The sequence below is a fragment of the Caloranaerobacter azorensis DSM 13643 genome (assembly GCF_900129995.1).
GTDB classification, from domain to species: Bacteria; Bacillota; Clostridia; order Tissierellales; family Thermohalobacteraceae; genus Caloranaerobacter; species Caloranaerobacter azorensis.
On sequence record NZ_FQXO01000051.1, the window covers coordinates 1 to 17,529 of the forward strand.

22 protein-coding genes are annotated in these 17,529 nt (G+C 30.4%); 6 read left to right on the forward strand and 16 right to left on the reverse strand.

Annotation, left to right across the window (positions count from 1 at the left end; translation table 11 throughout):
- Window positions 1-77 precede the first annotated feature (77 nt).
- Window positions 78-224 carry a hypothetical protein gene (locus tag BUB51_RS13125; RefSeq protein WP_159430368.1) on the forward strand — a complete coding sequence of 49 codons (147 nt, stop codon included), beginning with the start codon at window positions 78-80 and terminating at the stop codon, window positions 222-224.
- A gap of 70 nt (window positions 225-294) precedes the next feature.
- Here the strand turns inward: BUB51_RS13125 and BUB51_RS08585 are convergent, their stop codons facing one another.
- The 12 genes from BUB51_RS08585 to spoIIAA form a co-directional block, all read right to left on the reverse strand.
- Complete coding sequence (locus BUB51_RS08585; RefSeq protein ID WP_073197084.1) at window positions 295-1,761, reverse strand: spore germination protein; 1,467 nt, start codon at window positions 1,759-1,761, stop codon at window positions 295-297.
- A gap of 10 nt (window positions 1,762-1,771) precedes the next feature.
- The gene (gene spoVAEA / locus BUB51_RS08590; RefSeq protein ID WP_278294242.1) at window positions 1,772-2,332 is read right to left on the reverse strand and encodes a stage V sporulation protein SpoVABEA; all 561 of its coding nucleotides are present in this window, start codon (window positions 2,330-2,332) and stop codon (window positions 1,772-1,774) included.
- A gap of 9 nt (window positions 2,333-2,341) precedes the next feature.
- The gene (gene spoVAE / locus BUB51_RS08595) at window positions 2,342-2,698 is read right to left on the reverse strand and encodes a stage V sporulation protein AE (RefSeq protein WP_073197088.1); all 357 of its coding nucleotides are present in this window, start codon (window positions 2,696-2,698) and stop codon (window positions 2,342-2,344) included.
- A gap of 10 nt (window positions 2,699-2,708) precedes the next feature.
- Window positions 2,709-3,728, reverse strand: a complete 1,020-nt coding sequence (gene spoVAD, locus BUB51_RS08600; RefSeq protein ID WP_200791916.1) for a stage V sporulation protein AD — start codon at window positions 3,726-3,728, stop codon at window positions 2,709-2,711.
- A 12-nt stretch (window positions 3,729-3,740) separates the two neighbouring features.
- Window positions 3,741-4,184 (reverse strand): stage V sporulation protein AC, encoded by a 444-nt coding sequence (gene spoVAC, locus BUB51_RS13260; RefSeq protein WP_200791918.1) that lies wholly within the window; start codon window positions 4,182-4,184, stop codon window positions 3,741-3,743.
- A 12-nt stretch (window positions 4,185-4,196) separates the two neighbouring features.
- On the reverse strand, window positions 4,197-4,358 hold the full coding sequence (locus BUB51_RS13130) for a hypothetical protein (protein WP_159430407.1): 162 nt from the start codon (window positions 4,356-4,358) through the stop codon (window positions 4,197-4,199).
- Window positions 4,359-4,367: 9 nt separating this feature from the next.
- Entirely contained in the window at window positions 4,368-4,817 is a 450-nt protein-coding gene (locus tag BUB51_RS08605; protein WP_052045112.1) for a stage V sporulation protein AB, read from the reverse strand.
- Entirely contained in the window at window positions 4,807-5,412 is a 606-nt protein-coding gene (locus BUB51_RS08610; protein WP_073197091.1) for a stage V sporulation protein AA, read from the reverse strand. The genes BUB51_RS08605 and BUB51_RS08610 overlap by 11 nt, the downstream gene beginning before the upstream one ends.
- The gene (locus BUB51_RS13135) at window positions 5,399-5,572 is read right to left on the reverse strand and encodes a hypothetical protein (RefSeq protein ID WP_156099362.1); all 174 of its coding nucleotides are present in this window, start codon (window positions 5,570-5,572) and stop codon (window positions 5,399-5,401) included. The genes BUB51_RS08610 and BUB51_RS13135 overlap by 14 nt, the downstream gene beginning before the upstream one ends.
- Window positions 5,573-5,644: 72 nt before the next feature.
- Window positions 5,645-6,418: an RNA polymerase sporulation sigma factor SigF gene (gene sigF / locus BUB51_RS08615; protein ID WP_035161871.1), complete on the reverse strand. Its 774-nt coding sequence runs from the start codon at window positions 6,416-6,418 to the stop codon at window positions 5,645-5,647.
- Window positions 6,419-6,423: 5 nt separating this feature from the next.
- Entirely contained in the window at window positions 6,424-6,861 is a 438-nt protein-coding gene (gene spoIIAB / locus BUB51_RS08620; protein WP_035161872.1) for an anti-sigma F factor, read from the reverse strand.
- Between the two features lie 13 nt (window positions 6,862-6,874).
- Window positions 6,875-7,210 carry an anti-sigma F factor antagonist gene (gene spoIIAA, locus BUB51_RS08625; protein ID WP_035161874.1) on the reverse strand — a complete coding sequence of 112 codons (336 nt, stop codon included), beginning with the start codon at window positions 7,208-7,210 and terminating at the stop codon, window positions 6,875-6,877.
- Window positions 7,211-7,404: 194 nt separating this feature from the next.
- Here spoIIAA and BUB51_RS08630 point away from each other — a divergent pair, with 194 nt between their 5' ends.
- Complete coding sequence (locus BUB51_RS08630; protein ID WP_073197093.1) at window positions 7,405-8,349, forward strand: phosphoglycerate dehydrogenase; 945 nt, start codon at window positions 7,405-7,407, stop codon at window positions 8,347-8,349.
- 37 nt (window positions 8,350-8,386) lie between these two features.
- On the opposite strand, the gene hydE is transcribed toward BUB51_RS08630, so the two are convergent.
- The 3 genes from hydE to BUB51_RS08645 all read right to left on the reverse strand — a co-directional run bounded on the left by hydE (window position 8,387) and on the right by BUB51_RS08645 (window position 11,754).
- The gene (gene hydE / locus BUB51_RS08635; protein WP_073197095.1) at window positions 8,387-9,739 is read right to left on the reverse strand and encodes a [FeFe] hydrogenase H-cluster radical SAM maturase HydE; all 1,353 of its coding nucleotides are present in this window, start codon (window positions 9,737-9,739) and stop codon (window positions 8,387-8,389) included.
- An 80-nt stretch (window positions 9,740-9,819) separates the two neighbouring features.
- Entirely contained in the window at window positions 9,820-10,755 is a 936-nt protein-coding gene (locus BUB51_RS08640) for an ADP-ribosylglycohydrolase family protein (protein ID WP_073197098.1), read from the reverse strand.
- Window positions 10,756-10,776: 21 nt separating this feature from the next.
- On the reverse strand, window positions 10,777-11,754 hold the full coding sequence (locus tag BUB51_RS08645; protein WP_073197100.1) for a YeiH family protein: 978 nt from the start codon (window positions 11,752-11,754) through the stop codon (window positions 10,777-10,779).
- Between the two features lie 279 nt (window positions 11,755-12,033).
- On the opposite strand from BUB51_RS08645, the gene BUB51_RS08650 reads away from it, so the two are divergent.
- From BUB51_RS08650 to BUB51_RS13600, 4 genes are all read left to right on the forward strand, one after another.
- Complete coding sequence (locus BUB51_RS08650; RefSeq protein WP_073197102.1) at window positions 12,034-13,209, forward strand: CdaR family transcriptional regulator; 1,176 nt, start codon at window positions 12,034-12,036, stop codon at window positions 13,207-13,209.
- 164 nt (window positions 13,210-13,373) lie between these two features.
- Window positions 13,374-14,528 carry a glycerate kinase gene (locus BUB51_RS08655; RefSeq protein WP_073197104.1) on the forward strand — a complete coding sequence of 385 codons (1,155 nt, stop codon included), beginning with the start codon at window positions 13,374-13,376 and terminating at the stop codon, window positions 14,526-14,528.
- 118 nt (window positions 14,529-14,646) lie between these two features.
- On the forward strand, window positions 14,647-16,005 hold the full coding sequence (locus tag BUB51_RS08660; protein WP_035161885.1) for a GntP family permease: 1,359 nt from the start codon (window positions 14,647-14,649) through the stop codon (window positions 16,003-16,005).
- 341 nt (window positions 16,006-16,346) lie between these two features.
- On the forward strand, window positions 16,347-17,201 hold the full coding sequence (locus tag BUB51_RS13600) for a methyl-accepting chemotaxis protein (RefSeq protein WP_073197106.1): 855 nt from the start codon (window positions 16,347-16,349) through the stop codon (window positions 17,199-17,201).
- A gap of 52 nt (window positions 17,202-17,253) precedes the next feature.
- On the opposite strand, the gene BUB51_RS08670 is transcribed toward BUB51_RS13600, so the two are convergent.
- The coding region (locus tag BUB51_RS08670) for a hypothetical protein (protein WP_242945574.1) at window positions 17,254-17,529 on the reverse strand (276 nt) is incomplete at its 5' end.

The following is a 17,529-nucleotide window of genomic DNA, read 5'->3' on the forward strand; positions in this document are numbered from 1 at the left end:
AAGTCAGCAGAGGTCATAGTACCTATCAAAACCTAGGATAGATAGGGAAGGACCGAACATTAGGGAGGTAAGTAGCATTGAAAGATTCGAGAGGTATGCAAAGACCACAGAAAACTTCATATGAAGGCTCTCCGACTGAAGTAGGACTGGAAGTCCAAGATAGGAAGGAAGCGTGTAGTATACCTTCGGCATCATCAATAGCGAAAGCCAGAGTTCAAGTTTGAACTTAACCTAATGAACCGCCGTATACCGAACGGTACGTACGGTGGTGTGAGAGGTCGGTAGATGAATTAATCATCTACCTCCTACTCGATTATCAACTTTCATTTTATCTCTATCTTTTGCTCTGATAAAATCGGGTCTTTGATATACTTCTGGAATAGGTTTTCTAGTTAGTACCGTAGATAGAGCTTTTCTATCAAATGGTATTAATGGCCAAGTATAATTAATTCCTCCAAAAGATTTTGTTTTCAATAAAGTAATTAAAAATATGAAAATACCTATTATAAAACCTATTGCACTAAATAATCCTGTAAAAATTAATAATATTAACCTAAATATTCTTATTGCCATAGCAAATTCAATACTTGGAGTTGCAAACATCCCTATACCAGCTATTGCACCATATAAAACCGTTTCTGGTATAAACCAGCCAACCTTTATTGCAAAATCACTTAAAAGTAGTGCCCCTATGATTCCAAGAGAAGTCGTTAATGCATTCGGTGTATGAATTGATGCTATTCTCAACATATCTAACCCTATCTCAAGTATTAAAAACTGAAATAATAATGATATTTCTCCTGATTCTTTAGGCCCAATAAACTGTAAAAACTCCGGTAGTATTGACTTATTTTTAATTAATAATAACCACAACGAGGGCAAAAGATACGATAAAATAATAGCCAAAAATCTCACCCATCTTATATACGTTCCAATGATAGGATTTTGATAATAATCCTCTGCATGTTGTGTAAAATGAAACATGCTTACAGGCAATATCATTACACTAGGAGTTGTGTCAACTAAAACTATTATATGCCCCTCTAGCAAATGTGCTGCAGCCACATCTGGCCTTTCAGTAAATTTTGCCTGAGGAAATGGATTTAAGTTTCTGCCTAAAATAAATTCCTCTAAACTTTTTTCAGCCATTACTAACGAATCAATATCTATGCTCTTTATTTTGTCTCTAAGACTACTAACTAAATCTCTATTCGTAATATCTTCAATATAACCAATAACTACATCATTTTGAGACCTTTTCCCAACTTTATATAGCTCAAAACGTAAATTGGGATCTCTTATTCGCCTTCTTATTAAAGCAGTATTAAAAACAATAGTTTCAACAAAACCATCTCTAGACCCTCGGGTAACTTTCTCTAAATCTGGCTCTTCAGGTCCCCTTGCTGGATACGTTCGAACATCAATTATCAAAGCCTCTTTTAAATCTTCAATAAATAATACAACAGAACCCGACAATAAAGAATATTGAATCTCCTCTAAATCTTCACTACTATCACACTCAATATACGATATTTTTCTTTTAATCAACTTATCTAAAGCATTTGGTACTATTTCTTGTCTACTTACCTCCTGCAGCCTTTTTATTATCCATATCATCAGTTCATCCTTTACGAAACCATCTATAAAAAAAAGAGAGGCATTTTTACCAGCTATTTCAAAATCTCTCCTAACAGCATCAAAACTTTTACCTACGCCTATCTTTTCAGAAATGTAATTTACTCTTTCATCATATGTTTTCATTGCTATCACCTTATTCTGCTATTTTTAATATTTCCTCTATTGCCCTAGTCAAAACAGGAGCGCCTATTTTTGAATCATCCTTCCCATTCATTTTCCCTATATCTCCAATTCCTACTATAACCGGTACTCTATATTTGTTTAAAATATCTACAGTATCTCCATATAAGACTTTACTATTAGTTTCTCTACCACATTTGTTAACTGCTCTTTCTACTCTTTCTCCATCAGAATTAATTGAAAAATCTACTGCCACACCATTAACTCCTTCAGTATTTGAAGCCACAGCTATAACCCCTAAAACTTCTATTTCATCACTTTTAAGTATTTCCTCTATAACTTGTTCACCTTGTCCTTGTCTTGGATTTCCTTTATCATCAACCATAACAATAACAGGATCGTATTTCGCCGTTTTTACTAATTCGATAATCTCCTCACCCGATAAAGGAGTCGGATTCCCAGCAGATCTAGAAATACATCTTCCTCCTATTCTAGTAGCAGCCATTTCAACTGCTCTTCGTGCATTAGCATCTCCATCTGTAACTAAAATAACTTTTCTCTTCAAAAATATCACTTCCAATTATTAACTTTTTGATTTAGGGTTAAAAATTAAAGACATTATATAACCGAAAAATATTGCTGCTGATACACCCCCTGCAGTAGCCTGCATGCCGCCAGTAAAAACACCTATCAATCCATCTTCATTTACTGCTTTAAAAACGCCTTTTGCCAATGAATAACCAAAACCCGGTAATGGTACAGTAGCTCCTGCTCCACCAATATTTACTATTGGCTCATATACGCCTATAGCAGTCAATATAACTCCCGATGTAACAAAAGCTACCAATACATGTGCAGGTGTTAACTTGGTTCCATCCATTAATAATTGTCCAATAACACAAATTAACCCTCCAACAATAAATGCCCTTATATAATCCATTGAAACCCTCCTATTCTTTTGTATTACTAATAGTAACTGCATGAGCTATTCCCGGTATCGATTCCCCTTGTTGAGAACTTGTTGTTGAATGTAATGCACCAGTCGAAATTAACAATACTCTATTCAAAGTTTTATCTTTAAGTAATTTATAAATATATCCGCAAAATACTGAAGCCGAACAGCCACATCCACTACCTCCTGCATGAGTATCTTGTCTTTCATTATCAAATATTTCAATTCCACAGTCTGTAAATATTTTTGAAATATCATAACCAGCTTTAGTTATAAATTCTTCAGCTATTTCCTTGCCTATTATACCTAAATCTCCAGTTATTATTAAATCATAATCATCTATCCTATAACCTGTGTCCTTAAAATGCTGTATTATAGTATCTGCTGCCGCTGGAGCCATTGCAGCTCCCATATTATTTACATCTTTAATGCCAGCATCTACTACCTTTCCAGTTGTAACATGAGTTATATATGGCCCTAAACCATTTGAAGATAAAACAGCCGCCCCAGCTCCAGTAACAGTCCATTGAGAAGTTGGCGGTCTTTGATTACCTAATTCCAATGGGAATCTAAATTGCCTTTCAGCAGTACAAAAATGGCTTGATGTAGCACAGACGAGATAATCTGCATAACCTCCATCAATTAACATAGAACCTAAACTCAAACTTTCTGCCATTGTCGAACAAGCACCATACAACCCGAAATAAGGTATTCCCAAATTCCTTACTGCAAACGAAGATGATATAATTTGATTCAATAGATCTCCAGCCAAAACATACTCTACCTTTTTTTCAGACAATTGTGCATTTTTTATTGCCATTTTTATAGCATCTTCAAGAATTTTAGACTCACACTTTTCCCAAGTTTTTTGGCCACATAAATCATCTTGTAAAATAAAATCAAAATATTCCTTAAGCGGCCCATCTCCTTCTTTTGGCCCAACAATGCTGTATGTGGATATAATTGAAGGTGGATTTTTAAGTCTCACTGTTTGCTTTCCAATTTTTTTAACGGCCAATTTTACACCTCCTTACTTTTTAACTAAATAATATATTAATCCCACTATAACCGAACTTCCGTATCCATACACAAGAACTGGCCCTGCTACTGTAAACATTCTGGCAGCTACTCCAAATATAAATCCTTCTCTTTTAAATTCCATTGCAGGCGATACAATAGAATTAGCAAAGCCTGTTATTGGTACTATAGAACCAGCTCCTGCTCTTTTACCTAACTTATCATACCATCCTAATCCAGTAAAAAATGCTCCAAGAAACACCAAAGTAATTGCTGTCGCTGCCGATACTCCATCCTTATCAAGTCCCATATTTTTATAAAAATTTATTATAAACTGTCCAAAAGTACAAATAATTCCACCAATAAAAAAAGCCCAGAGAGAATTTTTCAAAAACGTTGGTTTTGGAATCTTTTTCTGAACATATTCGTTATACTCTTTAGGATTAATCTTATTCATAAAATCACCCCTTTACTTAATTTGATTAACTTTTTTAAAAAATTTACTTTTTAATACTATATCATCAGAACATGCTTCATTTTCTTGATACCTTAATTCTCTTTCGCCTATATTCTCTTTAAAAATACTTCTACTATCTAATTCCTCATAATATTTCAAAATATTTTTTATCATCTCATCACCTTATCTTTCTAAAATTAACCATTGTACTAATGAACCTACAGTTTTTCCTAAAGCTATAGCTAATAAAATATAAAAAATATAATCTTTAATCTTAACCCTTCTTTCAAAAACAGCTACTACGTCAATTACTTCAGCTAATGCAGCCGCTAAAATTCCAATGAAAATTCCCATTATTAATCCAATCGGAATTAAATAAATTTCATTTATTTTTAATGTAACATCAAAAAAATCTAATAATGTAATCAATACAACCGATAAAATCATAACTTTCTCATAAACACTAATAAACTTTTCCGTATGAGACATTTGGGCTAGTCTTGGAATTATATTTAATAATACGATAACTGCAATGAAAGCACTTCCTATTACTATGCCTCCCGAAAAACCTATTAATGCTAAAATAATAGTATTAAACATTTCCATCACCATATTTTGCAAATTAACTTTCATTTTTGTTATTCATCTTATAATCATCTATATCTTTTTTAAATTTATACATCTCTATTTCTAATGGACTAGGTTCTTTTTCTCCTTTTTTACCAAACTGATTTAAAAAAATAGTCATACCAATACCAATACCTAAAGAATATGCTATCTGTAATGTTAATGGGTTATCTGTTTTTTTGCCGGTTATAAGATAATATATTATCTTATGTGATTTCTCCATATTTACATCTGCATGAAAATTTATTATAGCGAGACCTGCTCCAATAAAAAGAATTAAAGATATCAAAAATACCTTAATCAATTGTAAAAACTTATTTGAATCTCTAACATTATTTATATCTACTAAAACTTCGTCTACTCCAAATGTTGATATAGTCAAATCTTTATATTCGAACTCTATCTTTTTAATCACTTCGAGTACAGATATTTTCATAAATTTTTTATCATTAGGTATTTTAGTTAACTTGATATCTAATATTGCTCTTTGTAAATTTAAATCTTCACAATAAACATCAGCAATATCTTTTATTCTTACTGACTCTTGTTTTCCTCTTGTAATTTTTGTTTTAAAGAATAAATATACATTAGCATTTTTTATAGTTTACCACCCCATTATTATCAATATTTTCATTAAAAACAAATTTAGCTCTTTTTGGAATTTGCTTCATTGATTTATTGCTTAAAAAAACATACCATCCAAAAGTAATAAGTACAATAAATAAAAACAAACAGATGATAATTTTAAAATATTTCTTCATACAATCACTCCATTTCTTTTACATACTTTATTATTTACTTCAATCTTTTTTTTAATACAAAAAAATAGACATCTAATTTTGATGTCTATTTAGATAATTTCTCATATTTTGTAAAACTCTTTTTTCTATTCTCGACACCTGAACCTGTGATATTCCTAGCATTTCAGCAATTTCAGTCTGCGTTTTATCTTTAAAATATCTCATTATAATAATCTTTCTTTCCATAGGTTCGAGCTGACTTAAAGCCTGTTTAAGAACGATTCTATCTAATACTTCCGAATCTTCGGCTTCATTACTACCAATTTTATCTATCAAATGAATTGGTGAACCATTATCATGATGTATTACATCATACAAATAATCTGGCTGGTAATTAGAATCTAAAGCCATAACAACTTCTTCTTTGTCCATTTTTACTTCATCGCATATTTCATTTATAGTTGGTTCTCTACCTAATTTTTTTGTTAATTTTTCTTTTGCCAATTTGACTTTTGCTGCAGTCTGTTTAAGTGAACGGCTAACCTTTATTATTCCGTCATCTCTTAAAAACCTCTTTATTTCACCTATAATCATAGGAATCGCATATGTAGAAAACCTGACTTCATATTTAGGTTCAAATTTTTGAATTGCTTTAATTAGTCCAATACAACCTATTTGAAACAAATCTTCTATATCATATCCTCTATTGTTAAACCTTTTTAATACACTTCTAACTAATCCAAGATTGTGATCTACAAGTATTGCCTGCGCCTCTTTATCTCCTGCTTGTGCTTTTTTTATTAACTCAATAGTTTCCTCATGATTAAGCAATTCAGTTGAGGTTTTTCTTAATGTACTAGTGCCCATATTATCTACTCCCCAGATGATATACTTTTAAATACTTTTACCATCTTCACTATAGTGCCTTTTCCTATCTCAGATTGCACTTTTAAATCATCCATAAAAGTCTCCATTACCGTAAATCCCATACCTGATCTTTCCATTTCAGGCCTTGAAGTATAAAATGGCTCCATTGCTTTCTCTATATCTTCTATTCCCTTACCCTTGTCCTCTACAATTATTTCCAATTTATTTTTTATTATTCTACATTCTATAGTTATTATTCCTATTTTATTTTCGTAACCATGAATTATTGCATTTGTAACAGCTTCGGACACTGCCGTTTTAACATCAGCTAATTCTTCAATAGTAGGATCTAATTGAGATGCAAATGAAGCTACTACTACTCTAGCAAAAGCCTCATTTTGTGATTTACTTGGTATTTCTAATTTCATATAATTATCATGCATATAAAACACCCCTTTATATATTGTCTAAAGCATTATTAACAGAATCATAAATTTTAATTATTTTTGTTATCCCCGACATTTCTAAAATTTTCTTAACTCTAGTACTTACGTTTACTAATAATAATTTTCCATCATTACTCATAGCCTTTTTATATCTTCCTAAAATTAATCCAATACCAGAACTGTCCATAAAGTTCAAATTATCTAAATCTAAAATAATATTTTTTAACATCTTTTCGTCATAATAATCGTCTATCTCCTTTCTAACATTTTCTGCAGTATGATGATCTAACTCTCCATCGAAACCTACAACCAAAGTTTTACCTGCTACAAAGAAATTCAATTGCAAAATTACTCCCCCCTATCTTTTGATATCTTTATCACTTATTCTCTATCACGATATATTTTCCCTTCAATGAAAATTGTCTTATTTTGTAATTTTAAGTAATATTTTCTCGGTAAATACTTTCTTTAAATAACCATAAACTTTACCAAAATATTCTGATATAATATATACAAAGTATATTGTAAAGGTGGTGAATTATGGTAAAAGCTTTATTTACCTATAATTACGGTAAAGAAAAAATGAAAAAAATCAAAGATTTAGGCTATGAAATCGTGTATATCAAAGAACGAGAATTATACTATAATGAAGAAATAAAAGATATAGAAGTGCTTGTATGCTACAACCCTTTTAATTCTTTAGATATCACTAAACTAAATAAACTGAAATGGATTCAATTATCAAGTATCGGTATAGATCAAGTTCCTAAACAATATTTATTAGAAAAACAAATCTTGTTAACTAACAATAAAGGCGGATATAGCATTCCTATGGGCGAATGGGTTGTATTGAAAATACTGGAAATGCTAAAAAAGAGCAAGAATTTCTATAAAAAGCAAGATAATAAACTCTGGAAAATTGATACTTCTATTATAGAGCTTTATGGCAAAACAATAGGTTTTATCGGAACAGGAAGTATTGCATATGAATCAGCAAAAAGACTTAAAGGTTTTGAAGTAAACATATACGGATTAAACACTACGGGTAGAAGTGTAGAGTACTTCGATAAATGCTTTAGTACTTCTGAATTTGATTACTTTTTAAGTTTATGCGATATTTTAGTCCTTACTATTCCGTATACAGAAAAAACTCATCATTTACTTAATGAAAGTAAATTTAAAATAATGAAAGATGGTGTATATATTGTAAACGTTTCTCGTGGCAGTATAATAAATGAAGCTGACTTAATTAAATACCTGAAAAATGGAAAAATAAAATTTGCTGCATTAGACGTTTTTGAAAACGAACCATTAAATGAGAATAATCCTTTATGGGATTTAGATAATGTTATAATAACTCCGCATAATTCCTGGGTTTCAGAAATGAGAAATGAAAGAAGATATAACGTTATATATGAAAACATGAAAAGATATATAAATGGTGAAAAGCTAATTAATATAGTTGACTTAAAAAAAGGATACTAGAAAGCCATCGGTAAAGTGCCGATGGCTTCAAAATGTTTTATATTAATTCATCTTCAATTTCATATCCTAATTCTTTCAAATAATCATAATTTAGATATTTAGGAAGTTTTCGTTTCGCATCTCTTGTTGATTTTATTGCAAAGCTCAAGTCAACCATATTCTTATTCGAATAAATTTGATAGTTATCCCTTAAACTAGGCGGTGTACTAATAAGCATAATCGTATTAGCACCTGCTTTTAATGCTAAAGTTTGTCCATCCGGATGTAATGTAGCTATCGCCGTTGTAGCTGGCAAAAACACATGCTGACATACTATTCTAGTTACAGCTACAACTTTTAATGACAGCTTAAGATCTCCCGGTTTACAATTTTCATATGGTGTTCCTTTAGCCGGTAAAAACGGCCCAAATCCAATCATATGAATACCGAAATCTCTTTGAAATATAATATCTTCCGCTATTTCATCAATAGTTTGAGTAGGCAGTCCTATCATTCCTCCAGATGCTGCTCTCATTCCGGCCTCTTTTATAAGTCTAGTATGCTTCACTCTAATATCATAATCATCATCAGGATGGATTAATTCAAATAATCTCCTACTTGCAGTTTCTATCTTTAGTAAATAATTATTAACACCTGCATCACTAAATAGCCTATACTCTTCTTCTTCCCTTTCTCCTATGCTTAAAGTAATACCCATTCTAAACTTCTGCTTTATTTCTTTAATAATCGATAGCATCCTATCAGTAGTATAATATGGGTCTTCACCCGACTGTAATATTACTGTTTTTATGCCTACTTTATATAACTTCTCAACCTCATCTATTATTTCTTCTTCAGTCATTCTATACCTTTTTATTTTATTATCTCTTCTAACTCCACAGTAATTACAGTTTTTTCTACAATAGTTAGAAAATTCAATTGCAGCCCTTATTTCTATCCTATCCCCAATACATTCTTTCCTTATAATATCTGCCATTCGAATCAGCGCATCATACTCTTCATTCTCTACTTCTAACAAATATTTTATTTCTTCCTTATTTAATTCTATATTAGCTTCTACCTTTTTTACTATATCTTTAAGAGTATCTGAAATATTCATATTAAATATTTCAGATAGATTGTATTTATATTTATCTTTTAAAGAATAAATCCCTTCATATTCAATATTATTTTTCTTTATTATCTCTCTTACTTTCTGCTCAAATTTCTTATCAAACTTTATAGCTGTCGTACATACCCCACCAAATCCCTTTGGTGTAGGAATTAAATCATTTTCTATACCTTCTTTATCTAATAAATCTTTACTAAATAACATCTGTGATTTAGATGTACAAACTAAAATATACGGTTCTTCGAACTTATTTGTCAAAAATTTATTTATTAGTGCCATAAAATCCCTCTTCTATTTAGTAAATTATTTTGGAAGATACCATCCTCCATTTTATATTATAACATAAACTAATCAATATCTTATCGTATTCTATTGCTAAATTGTTCGGTTAATCTAATTATATCATCTTTCCTAGCAACTAAATCTATCCACTTTTTAGGAATAGCCTCTATACCATAATATATACCTGCAAGTCCACCCGCTACTGCTGCAATTGTATCTGTATCATTCCCCAGATTTACAGCTTTTAAAACTACTTCTTTATATCCATTCCCATTTAAGAAACACCAAAATGCAGCCTCTAAAGTATCTACAACATAGCCACTCGACTTTATTTCTTCTTCTTTCAATTTTGCAATATCGTATTTTAATATTCTGCTATATGAATCAAATTCTTTTTTAAAATCAGTATTGGAATAGAAATTGGTAATGTTTACCTTCATATTTTCATAGGCCTCATCTTTTAAATAGCCTTTCAAAAGATTTATTGCATATTCTACATATATACTACAAGCCAAAATACTTCTTAAATGTCTATGTGTAATTGAAGATACTTTATGTATTACATCATATTTTTCTTCGTCTTCAACATCTTTTAAATAAAATGCTAAAGGCAATACCCTCATAAGTGAACCATTGCCATTCGAATATTCATCATCGAGTCCAGCTTGTTCAGGATTTACTCCTCTAGAAATTCTACAAATCGCTTCTTTAGTTGTATTACCTACACCAAATGTTACGTTGTGCGGTGTCCAGTAAGCATCATAATACCACTTTGTATACTTTTCTGCTATATCCTCTAGACTAAATCCATTGCATAAACTCTCAACTAAACATAAAGTTAAAGAAGTATCATCTGACCACGTTCCCGGTGGCTGATCATAAGTCCCATAACCAAGCATATCTGTAACTGGTTCTTTTATTAGTTCTTCTCTTGATTTAAATTCAACAGGTACGCCAAGAGCGTCTCCAATGCAAAATCCAAATATTGCACCTAATATCTTATTTCTGCTCATTTTATCATCTCCGGTAAAATTTTAAATTAATCTCGTAATTATAAAATTAGTAGTTACCGATATCAAAGAGAATAAAAGTAATCCAAATAAAAATGATTTTAATCCTTTATCTTTAATACTCTTTAAATCTACTGAAAGTCCCATTCCAACCATAGCCATAAGTATGAAAGTAGAACTTAATTTTACTAATATCATTGAAAGCTGATTCGGAATTATGCCTAATGAACTTATTATACCGGCTATTATAAAATAAAATATATACATTGGAAATTTCACATTAGAACTCTTTTCTTTTTTATTAAATATTAGACTTAAAACCATAGCCACAGGAATTAACATTACAACTCTACCCATTTTTACAAATGTTCCTATTTCTCCCGCTCCGCTGCCTCTAGCGAAAGCAGCTGCTATTGCATGAGCTACTCCTTGGAGCGATATTCCAGACCAAATTCCATATTCAATATCGCTAATTCCTGAAACCAAAGCTATAGCTGAATATACCAAAACCCCTATAGCTCCTAAAAAATTAATAATGGACACTGCAACTACAGCCTCGTCTTCATCTGCATTTATACAAGGAGCCATCGCTACTATAGCAGAAGCTCCACATATACTGGAACCAACTCCTATAAGTATAGGAATCTTATTGTTTATCTTAAATAATTTACCCAAATAATAGGCAATCATTAAAACAGTCGGAACAAATATTATTATCATTAATATAACTTTTGGGCCAAGATTTAATAAGGATTTAAAGTTAAGTTTAAACCCTAATAGAACGATTCCGGCTTTTAAAAGTTTTTTTGCAGAAAACTTTATACCCGGTTTAAATATTTCTCTAGTTTCTAATAAATTATTATACAAAATTCCTATAATGATGCCTATAGTTAGGGCTTCTAGATTTACAATATGCTTTATTGAATCATTAATGAGAATAGAGATAAAAGATATTAGATAAACAAATAAAATCCCTGGTATTAATCTTTTAACATTTTCCACAAATACCACTCCTTCAATAATTAGACCTATAACATATAGTTTTATACTTAAAATTACAACGCACAAGTAGAATTATAAACAAATATTCCATTTTATGCAACTACAACTTATTTAAGTAGAATTCTTCATAACATTTTTGTTCATTGATAATTCTATAATTGTGTAAATAATAGTTTACATATAAAAGGAAATTTCAATTATATGTAGAATAGTTATCTATTGCATTCAAATGAAGTAATAATATTAACAATGATATGAATAAGAAAAAGGTGGGAGGATATGATTTTAAGCCAAGAATTAGCTCAAAAGTGTGTTGACAGAATTATGAACAATCTTGGTCATAATATCAATATAATGGACAAAAATGGGATTATAATTGCTAGTGGCAGTAAAGAAAGAATAGGTACATATCATAAAATTGCAGATGAAGTTATTAAGCAGAAAAAAAGAATAGATGTTTATAAAGAAGATTCAAAAAAATATAAAGGGGTAAAAGAAGGTATAAATATGCCATTTTTTTATAAAAACTTTATCATAGGCGTCATCGGGATAACTGGCGATCCAAGTTCTCTAGAAAAAACAGCTAAAATTGTTAAAATGGCTGTTGAGCTTATGATAGAACAAGAATTATTAAAAGAAGAAAATAGTACATATTCAAGTCAAATTAAAGTCCTAATCAATAAAATATTAGAAGCACAAAGTGAAAATGACGTTTATACTTTAACGCAATTAGCATCTAGACTAGGATATAATTTAGAAATACCGCGAATTGCATGTTTATTATCTTTTGACAATACAGATAGTTTAAATTTAGCAAATATAGCTAATACAGTCAGTCAAATTAAAGACTCCTTAACTGAAGAAATAAAATCATTAAATAGTAGCAATATTCAAGATATAGTTTGTAGTATAGATATGTACAAGATACTTATTCTTAAAACAGTAGACAATACTGAACATAATTATATAAAAAAATATATTTCAGATTATTATGCTCAATTAAAAAGTAAAATTAAATCCAAAATAAATAAAAAAATATATTTTGCGGTTGGAACTTTACACAAAAATATACTTGGAATAAAAGAAAGTTATAAAGAAGCATTATTTGCATTAGATTATTGCATGAAATACGAAATCGACGAAGAAATAGCTTTTATTGATAATTATATAATCGAATATCTTTGTACAAAATTACCTAAAAAATATCTTGAACATTTTTTATTAAATTATGCAGAAAAAATTAGAGGAAAAAAAGAATTAATAAATACAATTAAAAGTCTTATAAAAAATAATATGAATTTAAAAAACGCTGCAAAAGATTTATATGTGCATAGGAACACTATCGTCTTCAGATTAAATAAAATAAAAGAATTACTTAACATCGATCCAATTCACAATGATACAGATAGAATATTACTTAGACTATTATATTTTTATATAAAGACCGTTGAATAGTATTTTTATATGCGATAAATGTCGAATAATGTATAATCACATAGAATTTTGTACTAAAAGCACAATTTTTTATATAATTTTTGTCATATATAATAAAGATTTATTTTAATAAATGTTATACAATGGTAATGATATTAAAAATTATTAAGAAGTAGGTGATAATGATGAACATACTTATCGCTCCAGATTCATTCAAAGGAAGCTTAACATCTAAACAATATTGTGATATTTGTGAAGAAGCTATAAAATCTGTTATTCCAAATGCTAAAATTATTAAATACCCCATGGCTGATGGAGGAGAAGGTACTGTTGAAGCTCTAGTACTTAACACAAAAGGTAAAATTAAACATACAACTGTTCAAGATCCATTAGGAAATCCTATTGAAGTAAAATACGGTATATTAGGAGATGGAAAAACTGGTGTTATAGAAATGGCTAGTGCTTCCGGTTTAACGCTTATCCCTACAGAAAAACGAAATCCATTCTATACTTCCACATATGGAACTGGACAATTAGTTCTAAAATTATTAGATGAAGGATGCACACATATTATTATGGGAATAGGCGGCAGTGCTACAAATGATGGTGGAGCAGGAATGATGGAAGCATTAGGATTTAAACTCTTAAATAATAAAGGAGAAATAATAAGTAGAGGTGCAAAAGGTCTCCTCGATTTACATTCAATAGATATTTCAAATAGGGATAAAAGAATTGATAATGTGAAATTCACAATAGCATGTGATGTAACTAATCCTCTTTGTGGTCCTAATGGTGCTTCCTATGTATACGGCCTTCAAAAAGGAGCAAAAGAAAGCGATTTACCAATATTAGATAAAGCATTAGAAAATTTCGCTAAAGTAGTCAAAAGAGAATTAGGTGTTGATATATTAGATATTGAAGGAGCCGGTGCAGCTGGAGGATTAGGCGGTGGTTTATTAGCCTTTTTAAATGCCGAATTAAAAAGAGGCTTCGATATAATAAGCGAAGCAGTAGGAATTGAAAAAGCTTTTCAGAAAGAAAAAGTTGATTTAGTTATCACTGGTGAAGGACAAATAAACTATCAAACCGTAAATAATAAATTACCAGTTGGAATAGCTAAACTTGCAAAAAAATATAATGTTCCTGTATTAGCTATAGTTGGATCAATAGGTGAAGGATATGAAAAGGTATATGAGTTTGGAATAAACTCTGTATTTAGCATTGTAGATAAACCTGAAACGATTGATTATGCAATTAATAATGCGGACAAACTTTTATTTTCAACTGTTAAAAACATTTTTTCACTTTTAAAGAGCGTTGAATATATAAGAAGTACTTAAAAGATTAATTCTGCCTATATCCATTAACGGAAATTATATTCGAATTTGTTAACATTTTAACGTTGAATATAATTTCCTAATGGATTATAAAAAAATATAAATAGAAAGGGGTTTTTATATGGTTCAAGGTCCAATTTTATTAGTTATCCTATTACTAGGAATAGGATTCATCGTATTATCAACTTCTAAATGGAAGTTGCATCCATTTATATCTTTACTTATAGCAGCTTACGGTATTGCCTTTGCCGCAGGAATGCCTGTCCTAAAAATAGGACAAACTATTAGAAATGGTTTTGGGGGAATACTTAATTATATTGGTATTGTTATTATATTAGGTACTATTATCGGAACGATACTAGAAAAATCGGGTGCTGCTATAACTATGGCTGATACAGTATTAAAGGTAGTCGGAGAAAAACGTCCTGGATTAGCTATGAGCATTATCGGTTATATTGTATCAATACCTGTTTTCTGCGATTCAGGTTATGTTATCTTATCTTCTTTAAAAAAATCTTTAGCTAAAAGAACTAAAAGTTCTGCAGTAATGATGTCTGTTGCTTTGGCTACAGGACTTTATGCAACTCATACTCTAGTTCCTCCAACACCAGGCCCAATAGCTGCAGCTGGAAATTTAGGATTAGAAAATAGTTTAGGATTAGTTATCATAGTCGGACTTATCGTTTCAATCATAACAATGTTAGCAGGATATTTTTGGGCGACTTTATGTGGTAAAAAATATAAATCTGCTGAAGATTTAGAAGAATTAACTATTAGTTATGAAGATGTAAAAAAACAATATGGAAATTTACCAAGCCCTTCAAAAGCATTTGCACCAATTATTGTACCAATTGTATTGATAACACTTGGTTCAATTGCGAATTTCCCAACACATCCTTTTGGAGAAGGAACATTATTTACAATCTTTAGCTTCTTAGGTAAACCAATAAACGCACTATTTATCGGTTTCTTCTTTGCATTATCACTATTACCTAAATTAGATGAAGAAACATTAAGTGGCTGGATTGGCGAAGGCTTAAAAAGTGCTGCAATTATAATTATGGTAACTGGTGCAGGCGGTGCACTAGGACAAGTATTAAAGTCAACTCCTATTGGCAATTATTTAGGAACTACATTAGCAAAATATCATTTAGGTATATTCTTACCATTTATAATAGCTGCTGCTTTAAAAACTGCTCAAGGTTCATCAACAGTAGCTCTTGTAACAACTTCTGCTTTAGTAGCACCATTACTTTCAACTTTAGGACTAGCATCTGAAATGGGCAGAGTACTTACAGTTATGGCAATAGGAGCAGGAGCAATGACAGTTTCACACGCTAATGATAGTTTCTTCTGGGTAGTTACTCAATTTAGCGGCATGGATGTATCTACAGCATATAAATCTCAAACTCTTGCTACATTAGTACAGGGATTAGTAACAATAACTGTAGTGTCAATATTATCATTTATCTTAATTTAATAGTTTAAAAATATGAAGTCTACAAGAGTAAAGAAATCTTTTAAGATTTCTTTACTCTTGAGTTTGTTAACAAAAATATTTTATGAAAATGACACTCATGCGGACGAATTTAGAAAAAACTTAAGACTCAAATTTTTAGAAAATCCTAACGCACCTAATCAAGACATCCTGTCAAACCTACGGATTTTCTTTAAAATTTTCGTCTAGTTTTTTAGCTAAATTCTTTCAAGCATTCGCTTTCATTTTCATAAATATTAAAAAATATAAGTTTGTCAACAATCTATTTAACTCTTATCCATATTCATAATACATAATATAAAACAAAATATGAGGTGGTAGTAATGTGGAAACATAAAGTATCAAAAGAACTAGCTGAAAGAATAGTTAATTTAATACATGAGGTTACTGATAATAACGTTAATTTCATGGGTGAAGGCGGAGAGATTATAGCAACTATGCAGCCAGAAAGGCTTGGTACAATCCATCAAGGTGCAAAAAAAATAATGAATGGAGAAATTGATGAATTAGCAATAACAGAAGAAGAAGCAGAAAAAATGGAAGGAGTAAAAGCAGGTTATAATGGAGTTATAAAACTCAATGGCGAAAGAATAGGATGTATTGGAATAACAGGTAATCCAGAAATCGTTAAACCGCTTCAAAAAATGGCTGCTATCATAGTGGTAGAAGAAATAAAAAAAGAAATAAAAATTAAAAAAAGAAAAGAATTGATAGAAAAAATAGCACTCGAAATCGAAGAAGTAACTTCAGCCGTTGAAGAAATCACAGCAGGAGCAGAAGATATTTTAAATGGTACTAAACAAATAGAAACTATTACAAAAGAAACTGAAGGGAAAATAAGCAATATAAATCAAGTATTAGATTTTATAAATAACATTTCTAAACAGACAAACTTATTAGGACTTAATGCAACTATAGAAGCAGCTAGGGCAGGAGAATTAGGAAGAGGATTTGCAGTAGTTGCTGAGGAAATAAGAAAACTATCAATAAATTCTTCTGAAAGTATTAAAAATATTAATGAGATTTTAAATGATATAAGTTCTTCTATAATACAAATATCAAAAGGGATTGAAAAAAATTCACAAGTAATCAGTGAATTAACATCAGCACTGCAACAAATTTCAAATAGTATATTTAATATTAATAGTAATTCACAGGATTTAATTGCTATAAAATAAAAAAAGGGTCCCGCTTTGCGGGACCCGCTTCTTTTTGCTACCCGCAACTTAATTACTCTAGTCTATATGTTATACCATGTACACCCTTATATTTAATAGGCTCCATTACGCCACCACATTCTACACAATCAAATCTCGGTGGTACGCTTATATCTCCACTATCTAGTATGTCAAACATTTCTACTACATCTTTTGGTACCTCTTCTTCTATCCCACATTCTATACATTTGTATCTTACATATTCTCTTTTTTCTTCTCGTTCTTGTCTTCTCCTTTTCTTTATTCTCTCTCTTATTTTGTCTTTTCTTTTTTTCTTTGCCATCTCCTT